The organism is uncultured Lutibacter sp. (assembly GCF_947493565.1).
Lineage (GTDB): Bacteria > Bacteroidota > Bacteroidia > Flavobacteriales > Flavobacteriaceae > Lutibacter > Lutibacter aestuarii.
Genome location: NZ_CANLRG010000003.1, coordinates 120,374 through 137,237 on the forward strand (window position 1 = coordinate 120,374; position 16,864 = coordinate 137,237).

General features: G+C 28.3%; 11 protein-coding genes. 4 read left to right on the forward strand and 7 right to left on the reverse strand.

The features are described 5' to 3' along the window. Positions 1 to 13: 13 nt before the first annotated feature. Positions 14 to 2,722 (reverse strand): TonB-dependent receptor, encoded by a 2,709-nt coding sequence (locus Q0714_RS04240; RefSeq protein ID WP_298263063.1) that lies wholly within the window; start codon positions 2,720 to 2,722, stop codon positions 14 to 16. Positions 2,723 to 2,869: 147 nt separating this feature from the next. Here Q0714_RS04240 and Q0714_RS04245 point away from each other — a divergent pair, with 147 nt between their 5' ends. The 3 genes from Q0714_RS04245 to Q0714_RS04255 are packed head-to-tail and all read left to right on the forward strand — an operon-like array spanning position 2,870 to position 6,546. Continuing rightward, entirely contained in the window at positions 2,870 to 3,328 is a 459-nt protein-coding gene (locus tag Q0714_RS04245) for a DUF962 domain-containing protein (RefSeq protein ID WP_298263064.1), read from the forward strand. Between the two features lie 16 nt (positions 3,329 to 3,344). Next, positions 3,345 to 6,200 (forward strand): OmpA family protein, encoded by a 2,856-nt coding sequence (locus Q0714_RS04250; RefSeq protein ID WP_298263065.1) that lies wholly within the window; start codon positions 3,345 to 3,347, stop codon positions 6,198 to 6,200. A 4-nt stretch (positions 6,201 to 6,204) separates the two neighbouring features. Then, complete coding sequence (locus tag Q0714_RS04255) at positions 6,205 to 6,546, forward strand: tRNA-binding protein (RefSeq protein WP_298263066.1); 342 nt, start codon at positions 6,205 to 6,207, stop codon at positions 6,544 to 6,546. Positions 6,547 to 6,554: 8 nt separating this feature from the next. Here Q0714_RS04255 and Q0714_RS04260 read toward each other — a convergent pair whose 3' ends face one another. Beyond that, positions 6,555 to 9,077, reverse strand: a complete 2,523-nt coding sequence (locus tag Q0714_RS04260; protein WP_298263067.1) for a M14 family metallopeptidase — start codon at positions 9,075 to 9,077, stop codon at positions 6,555 to 6,557. Positions 9,078 to 9,194: 117 nt separating this feature from the next. Here Q0714_RS04260 and Q0714_RS04265 point away from each other — a divergent pair, with 117 nt between their 5' ends. Continuing rightward, positions 9,195 to 11,903 carry a prolyl oligopeptidase family serine peptidase gene (locus Q0714_RS04265; protein ID WP_298263068.1) on the forward strand — a complete coding sequence of 903 codons (2,709 nt, stop codon included), beginning with the start codon at positions 9,195 to 9,197 and terminating at the stop codon, positions 11,901 to 11,903. A 71-nt stretch (positions 11,904 to 11,974) separates the two neighbouring features. On the opposite strand, the gene guaB is transcribed toward Q0714_RS04265, so the two are convergent. From guaB to Q0714_RS04290, 5 genes are all read right to left on the reverse strand, one after another. Beyond that, positions 11,975 to 13,444, reverse strand: coding sequence for an IMP dehydrogenase (gene guaB / locus Q0714_RS04270; RefSeq protein ID WP_298263069.1), 1,470 nt, complete (start codon positions 13,442 to 13,444; stop codon positions 11,975 to 11,977). Positions 13,445 to 13,510: 66 nt separating this feature from the next. Beyond that, on the reverse strand, positions 13,511 to 14,002 hold the full coding sequence (locus tag Q0714_RS04275; protein ID WP_298263070.1) for a hypothetical protein: 492 nt from the start codon (positions 14,000 to 14,002) through the stop codon (positions 13,511 to 13,513). After that, positions 14,002 to 14,523: an FMN-binding protein gene (locus tag Q0714_RS04280; protein WP_298263071.1), complete on the reverse strand. Its 522-nt coding sequence runs from the start codon at positions 14,521 to 14,523 to the stop codon at positions 14,002 to 14,004. Before Q0714_RS04280 ends, Q0714_RS04275 begins: the two co-directional genes overlap by 1 nt. An 80-nt stretch (positions 14,524 to 14,603) precedes the next feature. Next, positions 14,604 to 15,740, reverse strand: a complete 1,137-nt coding sequence (locus Q0714_RS04285) for a hypothetical protein (RefSeq protein ID WP_298263072.1) — start codon at positions 15,738 to 15,740, stop codon at positions 14,604 to 14,606. Positions 15,741 to 15,904: 164 nt separating this feature from the next. Then, positions 15,905 to 16,765, reverse strand: coding sequence for a hydroxymethylglutaryl-CoA lyase (locus tag Q0714_RS04290; RefSeq protein WP_298263073.1), 861 nt, complete (start codon positions 16,763 to 16,765; stop codon positions 15,905 to 15,907). Positions 16,766 to 16,864: the final 99 nt, after the last annotated feature.

The following is a 16,864-nucleotide window of genomic DNA, read 5'->3' on the forward strand; positions in this document are numbered from 1 at the left end:
AAAAATACTATTTTTAATGTCTATGTCTCCAGCCTCTATTATTAGAACCTCTTTTACTTTCTTTACCTGTTGGAGGCTTAATACTATATGTAAAACTCAACATTGCATACGTTCCTAAATTTTTCTTATAAGTCTCTTCAAAATAATTTTCATTGCTTGTTCTTTCCAAACCTAAATTTTTATCCAAGATATCCAAAACTTGTAATTTTAAATTACCTCTTTTACCTTTTAAAAATGCATATTCTACAGCCATATTCCAAATAGGAACATTTTGAGAATCAAAATTATTATCGGTATATAATGTATAATCAAATTGTGTGTTAAAGTTTAAACTATTAGTAATATCAAAATCAACTTTAGAATAATAGTTTTGCTCAAAATAATCACGATCTCTATCTTGTAATGAATACGTTGTTTTATTCAAACCATATTTAGCTCCAAAAGTTAAATCAATATTGTTTTTATTTTCGTTACTTAAACTTAAATTAAAATTTGCGCCTTTACTCTTAGTTTTATTATATTCTCCATCAATTATTGTTATATAATCATTAGCATTGCCACTAATGCTAAAATTGTATCTAAATCCAATCTTTTTAATTTTTCTACTAAAATTAAAATGCCCTCTTATATTGGATTTTGAACCATGGTTTTCAAAAGTTGAATATTGAATATAATTATCATCAATACTCCTGCTGAAAACAATAGCATTTGTAGTTTTACTATAACTAAAAAATGAAAAAAAGCTGTTGGCATTTTTAAAATCATGCGAATAAAACATCAGATTATAGTTATCAGATTCTTCTGGAGTTAAATTTGTATTCCCTGTACTAATATATAACGGATTAAAATCATTTATAACTGGTGAAACTTGATTAGCACTTGGTAATGAAGTTGATTTGTTATACCTAAATCTAATTCTTTTCCCTTTTTTATATTCATAACTAGCAGTTGCTCTTGGTAAAAAGTTATCGTAAGTTTTATCGATTACTTTTATATTGTCTAAATCTAATTTTTGTTTCATTGACTCTAAAGCTCCAGAAATGTATAATTGAAACTTATCTTTACTATAAACATACCCTAATTGATTATCAAAAACCTGCTTATTATAATCTAAACTATAAATTAAAGGATTTTGCTCTATTAAATTAATGTTTTTGATTTGGTTTAAATCTTCATCAGATTTTTCATTATCTATGCTCGAAGAAAAACTTATAAAATGATGAGGAACAATTGGTTCCATATATCTAAATGAAGCATTATATTTTAAACTTTTATTCAGCTCATTTCTTGTAGTAATTTCATTAGATTCTTCGTAATTGATTGCATCAGAAATATTAAATTTATTGAGAGATTCTTGATAATTCATATCATTATTATCAACAAATGAAATTCCTGCTCTAACCCTAATATTTCTACCTTTTTCATTAATTTTTTTTCTGTATGAAAAATTTAAGCCTCCATTATTTCTGTCATCTTCACTTGATGCTGTCCTTTCGCTATTGGTATCTTCTAATTCATTTTCATTATAAAAAACTGTAGAATTTGAACTATTAGACTCTCTATTGTCTTTTCTAAAATTCCCCCTAAATTCCAAATAAGCTCCTTTTTTAGATCGATCTCTTAGACTAAAATTTACATTATGGTTATTAGAAACATTTTGACTTTTATTATCCCTATCTGAAGTGAATAATTTATCATCTGTGAATTCCGTTCTTTTAGAAGTTTCTTCCTGCTCGTTATCAGAATATCCATAATTATAATCTATGTTAAAATTTAAATCTTTTTTAAATTCATAATTATAATTTGCACCAGCTGTACCTGTTGTTAAAAACCCACTATTACTAGAACCTCTGCTTCCATCTCTTCTAAAAATTGTAGCTCCTGTATTGTTAATATTATTTAAATTTCCAAAAACAGCCAATTGTGTTTTACTTGTAAATCTATTGATATCAAAATTTGTAGTATATCTATCATTTGTACCAATACCAGCTCCCATTTTTCCAAAATAACCAGATTTTTTTCCTTCTTTTAAAACAAGGTTAATAATTTTATTTTTTTCACCATCTTTAATTCCTGTAGTCCTTGCATCATCACTTTCTTCATCAACTATTTGTACACTTTTTACAGCATCAGCAGTTAAATTTTTAAGAGCTATGGTTTGATCATTATTAAAGAACTCTTTGCCATCCACTAATATTTTAGTTACGTCTTGACCTTGAGCGCTTACTTTGCCATCAGTACCTATTTGGATTCCTGGCAATTTCTTTATTAAATCTTCAACATTATCATCTTGTTTAACTTTAAAGGCTTTTGTATTAAAAGCAACCGTGTCTTGTTTAATTTTTATGGGTACAACTGCATTAATAGTTACTTCATTTAGTTTATTGACTTCTCTTTTTAAATTAATAATTCCTAAATCAATATCCTTATTTTCAACTTTTAAAATTCTTTGATTTGCTTGGTAAGTCATTAAATATATTTGAAATAAGTAGGTGCCTTCTTTAATTTCAGATAATTCAAACTTTCCATCTTGTCCTGTTGATGTATATTTTACTAACATAGAGTCTTTCGGTTGTAACAAAGCAACAGATACAAACTCTAAAGGCACTTTATCTTCATCAATAACAATTCCTTTGATAGTCTGTGAAAAACCATATGTAAAACAAAATAAGCTGATCAATACTACTAATGTAATTTTTAATGTTGTATAATCCTTTTTCATTTAAGTTAATTTTTAACAATATTTTTAAGAAATAAAATTTTATATCTTTATGCAGGTTCAAATTTTATTCAAAGATGGTTTATTTATTAAGCATTCAATCTTAATCAAATGTTAAATTATGTTAATTAGTATTAACAAATAATTATTATGAAAACACTACAACAATGGTTTAAAGAATATTCTGAAAGTCATCAAAACAAAACAAATCAAAGAATACATTTTGTTTGTGTTCCTGCTATTTTTTTTAGTATTGTTGGAATATTTATGAGCATCCCCAGACAAATGATTGTTAACTTATTAAATATTAACAAACCTTATATTGAAAATTGGGCAACATTCATTCTAATTTTACTAATGATCTTTTACCTACGTTTATCAATTTCTACATTTATAAAAATGTTTATTTTTTCAGTTTTATGTTTAATTTTAAATGATTACTTGTCCATTTATTTTAACTTACTTTACACCTCATTAATTATTTTTGTAATTGCTTGGATTGGTCAATTTTATGGACATAAATTAGAAGGTAAAAAGCCTTCGTTTTTAAAAGATTTACAGTTTTTACTTATTGGACCGGCTTGGGTACTTGAAAAAATAATGAAGTAAAAAAATTAAAAATTGAATGAAGAAAATAGTTTATTTATTACTTATATTTCATTTTACCATAAATTCTCAACAACTAAATTATGAAGTATTTAACACTTCTATAAATTCTAAGTATGCTGAATTTGGAGTAACTTATTTGAATAATAATACTATTATTTTTGCTTCTTCAAAAAAAGATGAAATAAGAAAACGAAGAACCAATCGTCAGCTATATTTAGAGTTGTATATCGGAGAAATTACTGATAATGGTGATATCATTGAAACAGATAGGTTCTCTAATGAAATTAACAACAAATTTTTTGAAAGTGACGTTACTTTTACCAAAGATTTAAAAACGGTATATTTTACTTGGAACAATTATTATAACTCATTAAAATACAGTGATTTAAAAAATAGCAAGGCTTTATATTTATTTAAAGCTACTGTTGATAAAAATTTTGGACTTAGCAATATTGAACCACTACCATTTAATAGCAAACGTTATTCTGTAAGAAGCCCTAAATTAAGTAAAGACGGAAAACAGCTCTTTTTTATTTCAGATATGGATGGTGGCTATGGCGGTATGGATATTTATGTAGTAAATATCACAAAAAATGGAAGCTTTAGTGCACCAAAAAATTTAGGACCAAATGTTAATACCTCAAATGATGAGTTTTTTCCATATATTGATGAAAATAACACCTTATATTTTTCTTCATATGGGCATTTAGGTTTGGGTAATTTAGATATTTTTAAAAGTGAGTTTAAAAATGGAACATATCAAAAAGCTGAAAGTTTACCGGAGCCCATAAACAGTAAATTTGATGATTTTGCCTTTGTTATTAATAACACTAAAAATACTGGCTATTTTACCTCTAATAGAAATGGAGGAATTGGAGGTGTTGATATTTATGCTTTTAAGCCTAAACTTCCTGATTGCAGTCAAATTATTACTGGTTTAGTTTATAATAAAAATACGGCTAAAGAAATTGATGATGTTGAAATTAGTTTGCTTAAAAATGGTGAATTAATTGAAACTCATATAAACCAATTTGAAAAAAAATACAATTTTAAACTTGATTGTAACTCAACTTATTCAATAATTGCACAAAAAGAACATTTTGAAACACTAGAAATTGAAATTGCTATTGATACCATTTTTAATAAAAAACTAAAACAAAATTTAGAGCTCACCCCAATACTTTGTAACCAATTACTAACGCTTCAAGTTGTTGATGAAGAAACTGGTAATACATTAGAAAATGCCAATATATTAATTTCAGAAAATAATCAATTTACAACTACTAATTATCTTCAAAAAGAGTTCGTTAACTTTCCTTTAGCTTGTAATAAAGCTTATAAAATTAACATCAGTAATGAACATTATGAAAACTTCGAATTTGTACTTAAAACTGATAATGATTATGATAGAAAAATCAGTAAAACAATTAAATTAACACCTAAAAAATGTACCCAATTAATTACAGGAAACATTTTAAACAAAGAAACTAATAAATCTTTAATTGGAGTAACACTTAATTTATATCACAATAACACATTAATAGCTTCAAAAAATGTAAAAAATGATTCAAACTATACATTTGAAGTTGAATGCGATAAATTATACAAAGTAGTTGCCAAAAAAGAAAATTTTGAAACATTAACTTCTGAAGTTGTAACAAACAAAGCTTATAACTCCACAATTCAGCAAAATTTTGAGCTAGCTCCTATGAGCTGCAATCAGTTGTTAACTTTAAATATTATTGATTCAAAAACAAAAAAAATCATTGCTAACTCAAAAATAACTGTTTTTGAAAATAATGAATCACTTGGTAATTTTTCAAATGAAATTAATTTAGATTGTCATAAAACTTATCAAATTTCTATAACTAATGATGCATATGAAGATGCAGCAGTTCAATTAATAACCGCTAATAAAAACACTCAAACTATTAAAAAAACTATTGAACTAACTCGTAAAGTTTGTACACAACTCATTTCAGGAAAAATTTTAAATAAAAATTCGAATCAAATTGCTATCGGAACAAAAGTTCTTTTATATCAAAATAATAAATTAGTTAACTCACAAATAGTGAACAGTGATGGAACTTATAATTTTGAACTAAATTGTAATGAAACTTATAAAGTTGTAACCGAAAATAAGCATTATCAACCTATTGAATTGGAGATTTTAAATCCATCTACTACAACTCAATATAAAAATATTGAATTAACTCCGTTAAAATGCGAACAATTTATTACAGGAAAAGTTATTGATTTTAACACTCAAAAAGAACTGCCAAATGCAATAGTTACACTTTATGAAAACAACAGCAAGATTGATACTTTAAAATTAGATAAATCAGCAAACTTTAAATATAAAATAAACTGTAATAAAACATACAAACTAGTTACTATTTTAAAAAATTATAACACTTACAGTACGCTAATTAACACTTCAAATGAATTGAATAAAACAATTCAAAAAAATATTGTGTTAGATTATAGCAAAGAATTTATTACTGTACGTGATCAAAAAATGATTAAAACAAACCCTATTTATTTTGATCTTGATAAATCTGATATTAGAACAGATGCTGCAATTGAATTAAACAAAGTAGTTGAAATATTACAAAAATATCCAAAAATTAAAATTGAAATAAAATCACATACTGATAGTAGAGCTCCTGATAATTATAATATGAAATTATCTAATAGCAGAGCTAAATCAACTATTAGTTATATTATTGCACAAGGAATTGACTCAAGTAGGGTTACAGGGCGTGGATATGGTGAAACCCAACTTGTAAATAAATGTGCAAACGGAGTAAAATGTTCAGATGCGGAACACCAATTAAATAGAAGAACCGAATTTATTGTTATCGATGAATAAAAAAATGAAACCAGAAATTACTTTTGAAGATTTTAGTAATATAGATGTAAGAGTTGGAACTATTATGAAAGTAAATGATTTTCCAAAAGCCAGAAAACCAGCCTACCAATTAACCATAGATTTTGGAGATTTAGGCATTAAAAAATCAAGCGCACAAATTACAGATTTATACACTAAAGAAGATTTACTACATAAAAAAATAGTGGCTATTATTAATTTTGAAAAAAAGCAAATAGCCAATTTTTTTAGTGAGTGCTTGGTATTAGGAATTGAAAATAAAGATGGAAAAGTTGTCCTTCTTAAAACTTCAAAATCAGCCATAAAGAATGGAGCGCAAGTAAGTTAGTTTCTTAATTACATTGTTTTTCCAAAAAATATGGCGTTCATTAATAATTTATTTGTCCCATACCAAAAAGCTCTAAAATTAGTATTGTCAGTAAAAACTACTACTTTACCTTTTCCTAAACTTTTAACTTGAAATGGTACGGTGTTTTTTAAAACTTCTAAATTAGGTTTAGAAATATATCCACTTAATAATGGATTTTCGGTATAAATTATTGGATTATTAAAACTACTACTATCGGGTTTTACAAATATTTTAGTTCGTCTAAACATTGGTAAATTCTTCTTAGTATATCCAAAATTTATTGGATGAGATCTATCAATTTTTGTTTCAAAAATTGCTCCTCCTATCACTTGAGCACCCGTAAAATTTCTTTTTTGTTCAAATGTTACCTGCTTAGCGTTTACTTTTGCAGAAGTGTAATTAAGAGTAATAAACTTATTAGCTGACAACCATTTTACAGCATTTTTATAACCGATTAAAACCCCTCCATTTTGTACCCATAATTTTAATTTTTCAACGGTGCCTTTACTTAACAACATATTAGTACTAGGTATAATTATTGAAGTGTATTTAGAAAAATCAACCCTATTAATATAACTTATATCTAATTTTGTAATATTCATTTTATAACGCTGGTCAAATAAGTGCCAAATTTCACCTGCATCATACGATGAAATTCCGTTACCTACCAACATAGCTACTTTTTGTTTCTCTATATTTCTGAACTGATTACTACCTAAATCAATTCCATTTGTTAAACCTGTAGAAACACTGTTAATATTTATATTGCTTTCTAATGCAACTTTTTGTAACAAATTAAATAACTCATTTTCATTGAGATGTTGGTTTTGAACTGGAATTAAAATTGTTCCATAATCGTATGTTTTTCCATTTAATGAAAACGGTTTCATCCCAACTTTGGCTCTCAACCCTTTATTTAAAATGATGTTTAAAGCTTTAGGAGAGTAATACTCATGCCATTCCATCAAATAAGCATAGGTACTTTTTCCTGTAACCTCACCTTTTTTTAAAGATAAATTTTCAATTTTATCACCTATCAGTGAAGTAGATTTTAGCTCGGTATAATCTAAATTAAATGCTAATGGAAAAGTCCAAGCAGAAATATCATAAAACAAACTATCTGTAAAAGAAGTTCGTTTTTCAAACATTGCTTTAATTAATTTGCTATTTTTTTGATTTATAGGAACTATATAACTCTGTTCTTTCTTAAAGTTTTTCCCATTTTCTTTGAAATCTGATTTTGGTTTGTAAATTTCAATGGTATGTTGTTTTAATATTTCTGCCAAATGAAAACTTCTAGCAGCATCATTTTCACTACCAAATACAATAGCTTTAGTTTTATCTTTTAAAGTTTCTATTGCTGCATTTTTATAAAAATTACGTTGATACGTTAATAATTTTACACGCATACTTTTTGCTGCTTCTAGCGTAGAGAGCGCTGCTGTATACTGGTTTCTAATGGTAAAGGGAAAAGTCAACACTCCATTGATAGTTTCCTGAGCATGCCCTCTTGAGCTCCCTTGTTCAAATAAAATTCCAATAGCCCCATTTATATCAGGATATGTAGAGCCTTTCCCATAATAAAAATCATCGAAATTTTCTTCTGTAAAATATAATGAACCTATTTTATCTAAAGCTGCTGCATGATAATTTCCTATTTCTTTGGTTAATTCTTGATTTTCTTTCGGCGTTAAAGGATGCACTCTAGACTGTATTCCTGGTTGAAAAAAGAACGTAGAGTTACTTCCCATTTCATGATGATCGGTTAAAATATTTGGCATCCATTTTCTGTAGGTTTCAATACGTGCTTTAGATTCTGGCAATTGAGCTGGCAACCAATCTCTATTCATATCAAACCAATAATGATTAGTTCTTGATCCTGGCCATACTTCATGAAATTCTCTATCATTTGGATCAGAATTTATAAAATCACTCTTGTTAGTATTAGCCCAATAAGCAAATCGTTGTAAACCATCAGGATTTAAAGATGGGTCTAACAAAATAATGGTGTTATCCAATAAATTAATTATTTCAGTACCCTCAGCCGCAGCTAAATAATATGCTAGTAATAAACTTGCATTAGCGCCACTTGGTTCATTTCCATGAATTGAAAAACCTTGATAAACCACCAAAGGCATTGTTTCAATATTTAATGTACTACTTTTGTTTGCTTCAGTGAGGTTAAAATGATTAGACTGGATAGCATCAATATTTTTATGATTTTCTGGAGAAGTAATTGTCAATAAAATTAATGGTTTTCCTTCAAATGTGAATCCTCTATCTTCAATGGTAACTCTATCTGAAACAGCTGCAATAGTTTTCATATAAGTTACTAATTTATCATGTGTTATATGCCACTCACCTATTTGATGACCAATAACACTCTCAGGTGTAGGTATATTTTTATTGTAACTAATATTTTGTGGCAAGTAGTAAGAAAGCTCAAACTGATTTTGTCCATGTAACATAGCTGTTACAAAAACAAAAATTAAAAGGATTTTTAATTTCATCTATAAATTGTTTACACAAATATAGAAATTTCATTTTTACCACTGAGTAACAAATATTTTAGTATATTTCAAGTTTTAAAAAACATACTTAACCTTAAATTTTCAACTAAGATATTTATGAAAAATTGTTACTTTTTTAACTTCCTATTAGTAGCTCTAGTGTTTTCTAACATTAATTTGAAAGCTCAAAATAAAGAAAATGATAAAACTCGATGGACTCCTGAAGACATTATTAATACTGAATATATGAGGTCTGTATCCATATCACCAAACGGGAATATGGTTCTTTGGACAAAAAATAAGGCCGTGAAAGAAAAAGATAGATTCGTTTCTGATATTTATTTAACCCGATTAGACATTAAGGATAACGATACTTTTAAAACCATTCAACTTACCAATGCTGATGAAAATGATTTTAGCCCAATGTTTTCAAAAGATGGAGAATCTATTTATTTCTTATCATCTCGTGATAAAGGAAAAAAATTGTGGAAAATGAGTATTTATGGCGGTGAGCCTATTAAAGTAAAAGAATTTAAAAATGGCATTTCAAGTTTGTCATGGCAAAATAAAAATACATTGCTTTATACCTCAAATGAAGGAGAAACTTTATATGAAAAAGAATTAAAAGAAAAAAAAGACAACGTAATTGTGGTTGAAGATTCTTTACATTGGAAACCAACAAGAGTTTACGCTTATGATTTAAAAACTGAAACAACAAAAAGAATTACCAATAATAAAAAACCTTTAAATAGTTATACTGTTTCTGAAGATGGAAAATGGTTAGTGTATAGTGTTAGTAGAAGTAGAAGTTATGCTTCTGATGCACAAAAAGACCCATTTTATTTTTTACAAAATTTAGAAACTAACAAGGTTATTCAAATAATTAAAGAACTAGAATTTCCATCTTATAATTTTCAATTTAGTAAAGACAACAAAGGTTTTTATTTTGTTTCATCAGAGGCTTCAGACCCACAATGGAATGGCGCTGGAATTTCTCAACTATATTATTATACAATTGCAACTAATACTTATAAAAAAGTAAATTTAAAGTGGGATTTAGGAATTGGTCGTGGATTTAATGTTGTTGGAAATGATGTAATTGTAACCCTTGCCAATAAAGTATATTATAAATTAGCTTACTATCAAAAAAACGGAAATTCTTGGTCGAAAAAGACCATTGATTTAGATAAAAAAAACAATCATACTACTTTGTTAAGTGTTGCTAATAATGGTACTAAAGTAGCTTATCAATACTCCACAGCATCTAAATTACCTAGATTTTACATTGCAGATGTATCAAAAAACAAGTTTACTAATGAACAAGAAATCATACAGTTAAATAAAAAATTAGCTAAAAAACCGATTACAAAAAGTGAGGTTCTTGTGTGGAAAGGTTATAAAAATGAAGAGGTTACCGGTATTTTATACTATCCTGAAAATTACGAAGTTGGTAAAAAGTATCCATTAATTTTATCTATTCATGGAGGTCCTGCAGGAGTAGATACTGATATGTGGAGCGAGCGTTGGAGCACGTATCCAAATATTTTAGCACAACGCGGTGCCTTTGTACTTAAACCTAACTATCATGGATCATCAAATCACGGGCTTTCTTTTGTTGAAAGTATTAAAGGAAATTATTACGAACCAGAGTTAGAAGATATTACTAAAGCAATAGATTTATTAGCCAATAAAGGAATGATTGATACCAATCAATTAGGAACTATGGGATGGTCTAACGGAGCAATTTTAACCACTATGTTAACCGTTCGTTATCCTGATATGTTTAAATTTGCAGCACCTGGAGCTGGTGATGTTAACTGGACTTCAGATTATGGAACTTGTAGGTTCGGCGTTAGTTTCGATCAATCTTATTTTGGTGGTGCTCCTTGGGATGACTTAAATGGAAAATTTTATAATGAAAATTACATCATTAAATCTCCATTATTTGAAATTGAAAAAATAAAAACCCCAACCATTATTTTTCATGGTAGTGAAGATAGAGCAGTTCCAAGAGATCAAGGTTGGGAATATTATAGAGGTTTACAACAAGTTGGAAAAACACCTGTTAAATTTTTATGGTTTCCTGGACAACCTCATGGCTTAGGCAAAATTACACATCAATTACGTAAAATGAACGAAGAATTAGCTTGGATTGATACTTACTTATTTAACAAATCTTCTACCAAAAATGAAACCTTTAAAAAAGATAGCCCATTTGCTCAACTATTAAAAATTGAAAAAGTTAACATTACAAAAAACGGTAATTTTGGAAAAGTTTTCAATTCAACTCTTATTCCTGAAACAGTTTCAGTAAAAAAAGATTCAATAGAAATAGGTCGTTTTGAAGTTACCAATGCTCAATTTAAAGCTTTTAATCCTGAATTTAATTTTGAAGCTGGAATGGACAATTATCCAGTAGTTACAACAAAAGAAGATGCTCTTAAATATGTAAAATGGTTAAGCAACTTAACAGGCAAAAAATATCGTTTACCAACTTCTGAAGAAGGTAAAAACTTACACAAACTTGCCCATAAAGCAGCTGCTAAAGAAAATACACTAAATTATTGGGCTGGCTATCCGATTACTATTGATGAAATATCAGAATTCAATAAAAAAGTTCAAGAATTAAAATCTCATTTATTTAAAAAAGTGGGAAAAAATAAAGCCACAAAAGTAGGTGATGCAGAAATCTATGATTTAGGGGGAAATGTTGCTGAATACTTTGATGATGGAATTTATGGTTACAGCGCATATGACTTTTATGATGTTAATAACAATGATCTAATTACTAGTAAATATGTTGGTATTAGAGTTATAAAAGAGTAACAAAATTTTGATAAAAAAAACCTCTCAATTGAGAGGTCTTTTTTTTATAACAATAGTTTATTTTCAATAACTTATCTTGAGTAGTTTGGAGATTCTTTGGTAATAGTAACATTATGAGGATGACTTTCGCGCATACCTGCTGAAGTTATTTTAACAAACCTCGCTCCTTTTTGAGCATTAATATCTTTAGCTCCACAATACCCCATACCTGCACGCAAGCCTCCAATAAATTGATGCATGGTTTCTTGTAACTCTCCTTTATAAGGAACTCTTCCAACTATTCCTTCAGGTACTAACTTTTTAATATCATCTTCCACATCTTGGAAATAACGATCTTTTGAACCCTTTTTCATTGCTTCAACAGACCCCATCCCTCTATAAGATTTAAATTTTCTTCCTTCAAAAATAATAGTTTCACCTGGAGATTCCTTAGTACCAGCTAATAACGATCCTAACATTACACAATCTGCTCCTGCAGCAATAGCTTTTGGAATATCACCTGTATAACGAATTCCTCCATCTGCAATGACTGGAACACCCGTTCCTTTAATTGCCTTAGAAACATCTAAAATTGCTGAAAGCTGTGGAAAGCCAACACCTGCAACTACACGTGTTGTACAAATTGAACCTGGACCAATACCAACCTTAACCGCATCTGCTCCTGCCTCAACTAAATATTTAGCGGCCTCACCAGTTGCAATATTACCAACAATTACTTCTATTCTAGGAAATTTACTTTTAATATCTTTTAAAACAGTTACTACACCTTTTGTATGTCCATGAGCTGTATCAATAATTAAAGCATCTACACCTGAATTAATTAAAGCTTCAGCACGTTCAACAGCATCACCAGTAACACCAATAGCTGCTGCAACTCTTAACCTTCCATAAGAATCTTTATTGGCATTAGGGTTTTCACTTACTTTAATAATATCTCTATAAGTAATTAAACCAACCAGTTTATAATCTTCATTAACCACAGGTAATTTTTCTATTTTATTTTCCTGTAAAATAATTTCAGCTTGTTTTAATGAGGTTCCTTCAGAAACTGTTACCAAATTCTCTGAAGTCATTACTTCTCCAATTTTTCTAGAATTATCATTTTCAAAACGCAAATCTCTATTCGTAATAATTCCTATCAACTTTTCATGATCATCCACAACAGGAATTCCTCCAATACTGTATTCACGCATCAAATTCTTTGCTCTTAAAACCGATTCTTCTTTTTTAACTGTAATTGGCTCTAATATCATTCCAGATTCAGAACGTTTCACCTTTTTAACTTCCTTTGCTTGCTTTTCGATAGACATGTTCTTATGCAAAACACCTATACCTCCTTCACGAGCCATAGCTATAGCCATATCCGATTCCGTAACAGTATCCATAGCTGCTGAAACTATTGGTACATTTAAAGTAATGTTTTTTGAAAATTTAGCTTGAATATTTACCTCTCTAGGTAGTACTTCTGAAAAAGCTGGAATAAGTAATACGTCGTCGTAGGTTAAACCTTCACCTACAAATTTTGAAGAGTCTGAAATCATAGTGCAATCAACTTAGAAATTAATTGCGAGCAAATTTACAATTTTTAATTGAAATATGAGAATTTATTATCTTTTTGTCACTATTAGCTGATAAGCTATTGACAATGTAGAAAATACAAAGCTAAAAGTCATTAATATACCTGAAAAAATAATGATATATTTGAACCAAGTAATACCACTCCATAGTAAATAAATACCACCAAAAGTTAAAAGTATAGAGAAAAATGGCTCTATCATTAAAAAATATTTTAGTTTTTTATTGATTGAAGTAGTTGCTAAAATAAGTGATAGTAATAAAAAAATCACAGACATAGAAAGTATATGATTATGCACAATCGTTAAAATTTCTCTTTCATTTTTCTTAAACATCATTACCTCTGCATCCTCATCATCTTCATTTCCTAAATAATGATTTTCTATCCCTTTTGGCTGCATTGCTGTTGTATTATTAACAAAGCTTAACCCACCATAAAAACCAACACTTAAAACGATAATAAATGCTAAAATGACTGATTTAATTTCTTTGGGAAAGTGATGAATTTGTCCGTGAATTTGCATTAGAACTGCTTATTATTATGTAAAATGTTTATTGTTTTTAATAGTTTATTAATTTCAGTTGTCATAGCTTTTGCTGAAATTGTTGCTCCAGAAATGGCGGCAATATCTTTTTGATATTCTAACTGTTTATCTTTTGTTTTACCTGAAAACTGACGTAACCAACGTTTACTTCCAATTTCACCTCCGTGATCTTCTCTATACACAAGAATTCTTACTTTTGAAATAACCAAACTTTCATCAAAAATAACAATAAAATCGAAATAATCTGCTTTACCAAAAGCTTGTCCAAAATAATAATAACCTTTTAATTCATTATTACTAACTATCTTAAAAAAATTAGTTGATGAAATTTGAATTGGTAATGTTTCATTTATTTCTTGTGAAACTTTTAATGATTGTTTTGTGTAATTTTCAATATCAAAATAAGCTTTGATTTCCTTTTGAATTAAAGCTTCAATTTTTGAGTTTGTTAAACTCAAAAAACTCATCCCAATTGCTAAAATAAAGACAATTTTCTTCATTAAACTTTTTATTATTAAAAAGAATGAGGCCACAATATAAATAAATTAGTAAACTTTAGTGACCTCATCTTATTAAACTTTTAGAACCAAATTGCTACACCTGCATTAAATTGTTTAGAAGTATCACTACCTGAAACCGCATTATTCATCAACTGATAATCCATTTTAAAAGCTGCTCCTTCTGCAACTTTATAATTTAAACCAAAAATTAATTCATCTCTATCATAAGCTTTGTTAGCTACTATCCCATCTGTATCAGCATGTGTATTATGTTTTTCATAACGTAAAAACGGAGTTAATTTTTCAACACCTTTTAAATCAAAATTATAGGCTATCTCACCATATAGACCATTCATTTTTGATCCAAGATCTTTTCCTGTTAAAGCATTGTATTTATCTGTGTCAGATAAACTTGTTGTTATGTACTGACCTCTAAGTTCTAGATTATTGTATTTATAACGAGCATCAAAACCAATCATTGAAACACCTACTGTAGAATCTTCAATAGTAGTATCATCAGTTTGTGTTTTACCAAAATATCCTGAAAGCCCTAAACGTAAACCTGCAATACCATAATAATCTAATTTGGCTGAAAAGTTAGGTGAACTAACTACAGATTCTGCTCCTTTTTGACGTCCTTTTCTTAAACCATCAGAGCCTCTTAGTATACCAGTACCATCAGCAAAAGATTTAAAACCATTAAACAAATAAGCTTGGTATTTTAAAGATGCATTATCAATTCTACCAGACACTCCTACTCCTAGTTCTCTCCATGTAGTAGGCACAATATATTTATCAACATTGGGTCTTTCAACGCCATAATAAGTTGTTGGTTCATGAAACTCATTAATAATTCCCATAGGTACCAACATTAAACCTGCTAAAACGTTAAAATTTTCATTTGCTTTATATTTTAAATAAGCTTGCTCAACATAAACTTCTTTAACATGTTCATACTCTACTTCTGTCAAAAAACTAACTTTATCATTAAACTTGTAACCAAAAAGCAATACTAATCTATGTACATCTAATTTTCCTACTGCAGCCCCATCAGGTTCATTATAATCAATTTGCGCATAACCTCCAATTGTAACTCCTTTTGGTAAATTATCTCCTAATAATTTGCTACCAGCATTTTCATAATTGTCATTAGTTTCTTGTGCTAAACCTACAAAACTTACTAATAATATTATAATAACTATACTTAATTTTTTCATTTTTAAAATTTTATTTTTATTTAGACTTGTTTTAAATAATGATGCAAATTTATGTAACCAAAGTAACATGACAAAGTATTATTTAGAATAATTATAAATAATATGATATTTGTCATATCTATAAAAAAAACAAAAAATTAAATTATTGAAATTCTGATTTTTAACTAAAATCCAAAAATTTTAAGAGCTTCATTATAGGCGCTTTCAAAACTCATGGCGTTAATATTAGTGAATGCTTTTTGCTGATTGAAGTAAGAAATTAGCTTTTCTGTGGGCATATTACCAGTTAACTCATCCTTGGCCATTGGGCATCCTCCATAACCTTTAATTGCACCATCAAACCTAGTACAACCCGATTGATAGGCTGCATTAACTTTTCCAAACCAAGCATTAGGTGTAGTATGTAAATGAGCTCCAAACTCAATATCTGAATAAAGTGGTATTAAATTAGAAAACAAATAAGAAATGATGTCTGGTGTAGAACTACCAATAGTATCGGATAATGAAATGATTTTAACCCCCATTTTAGCTAATTTTTCTGTCCACTTAGAAACAATATCAACATTCCAAGGATCTCCATAAGGATTTCCAAACCCCATTGACAAATAAGCTACAACCCCTTTATTAGTTTTCACTGAAATATTTAAAATTTCATCTAAAATTAGGATAGATTCAGCAATGGTTTTTCCTGTATTACGCATTTGAAAATTTTCTGAAATTGAAAAAGGGTAACCTAAATAATCAATTTGTTCAAATTTAGAAGCGTCTTGAGCACCACGAATATTAGCAACAATGGCTAATAATTTACTTTCAGTTTTACTCAAATCTAATTTAGACAATACTTCAGCAGTATCACGCATTTGTGGTATTGCCTTAGGCGACACAAAACTTCCAAAATCTATGGTATTAAAACCAACTCTTAACAACGCATTTATGTATTGTGATTTTGCTTGAGTTGGAATAAAATGCGACTTAATACCTTGCATGGCATCTCGAGGACATTCTATTAATTTTACTTTTTTCATGAATTCAAATATACAAATACAATTAGGAATAAAATAGCTTCAATTTAATTGTTAACTACAACTGTTTTATAAATAAACACTTCTTATATTTGTTTTAAT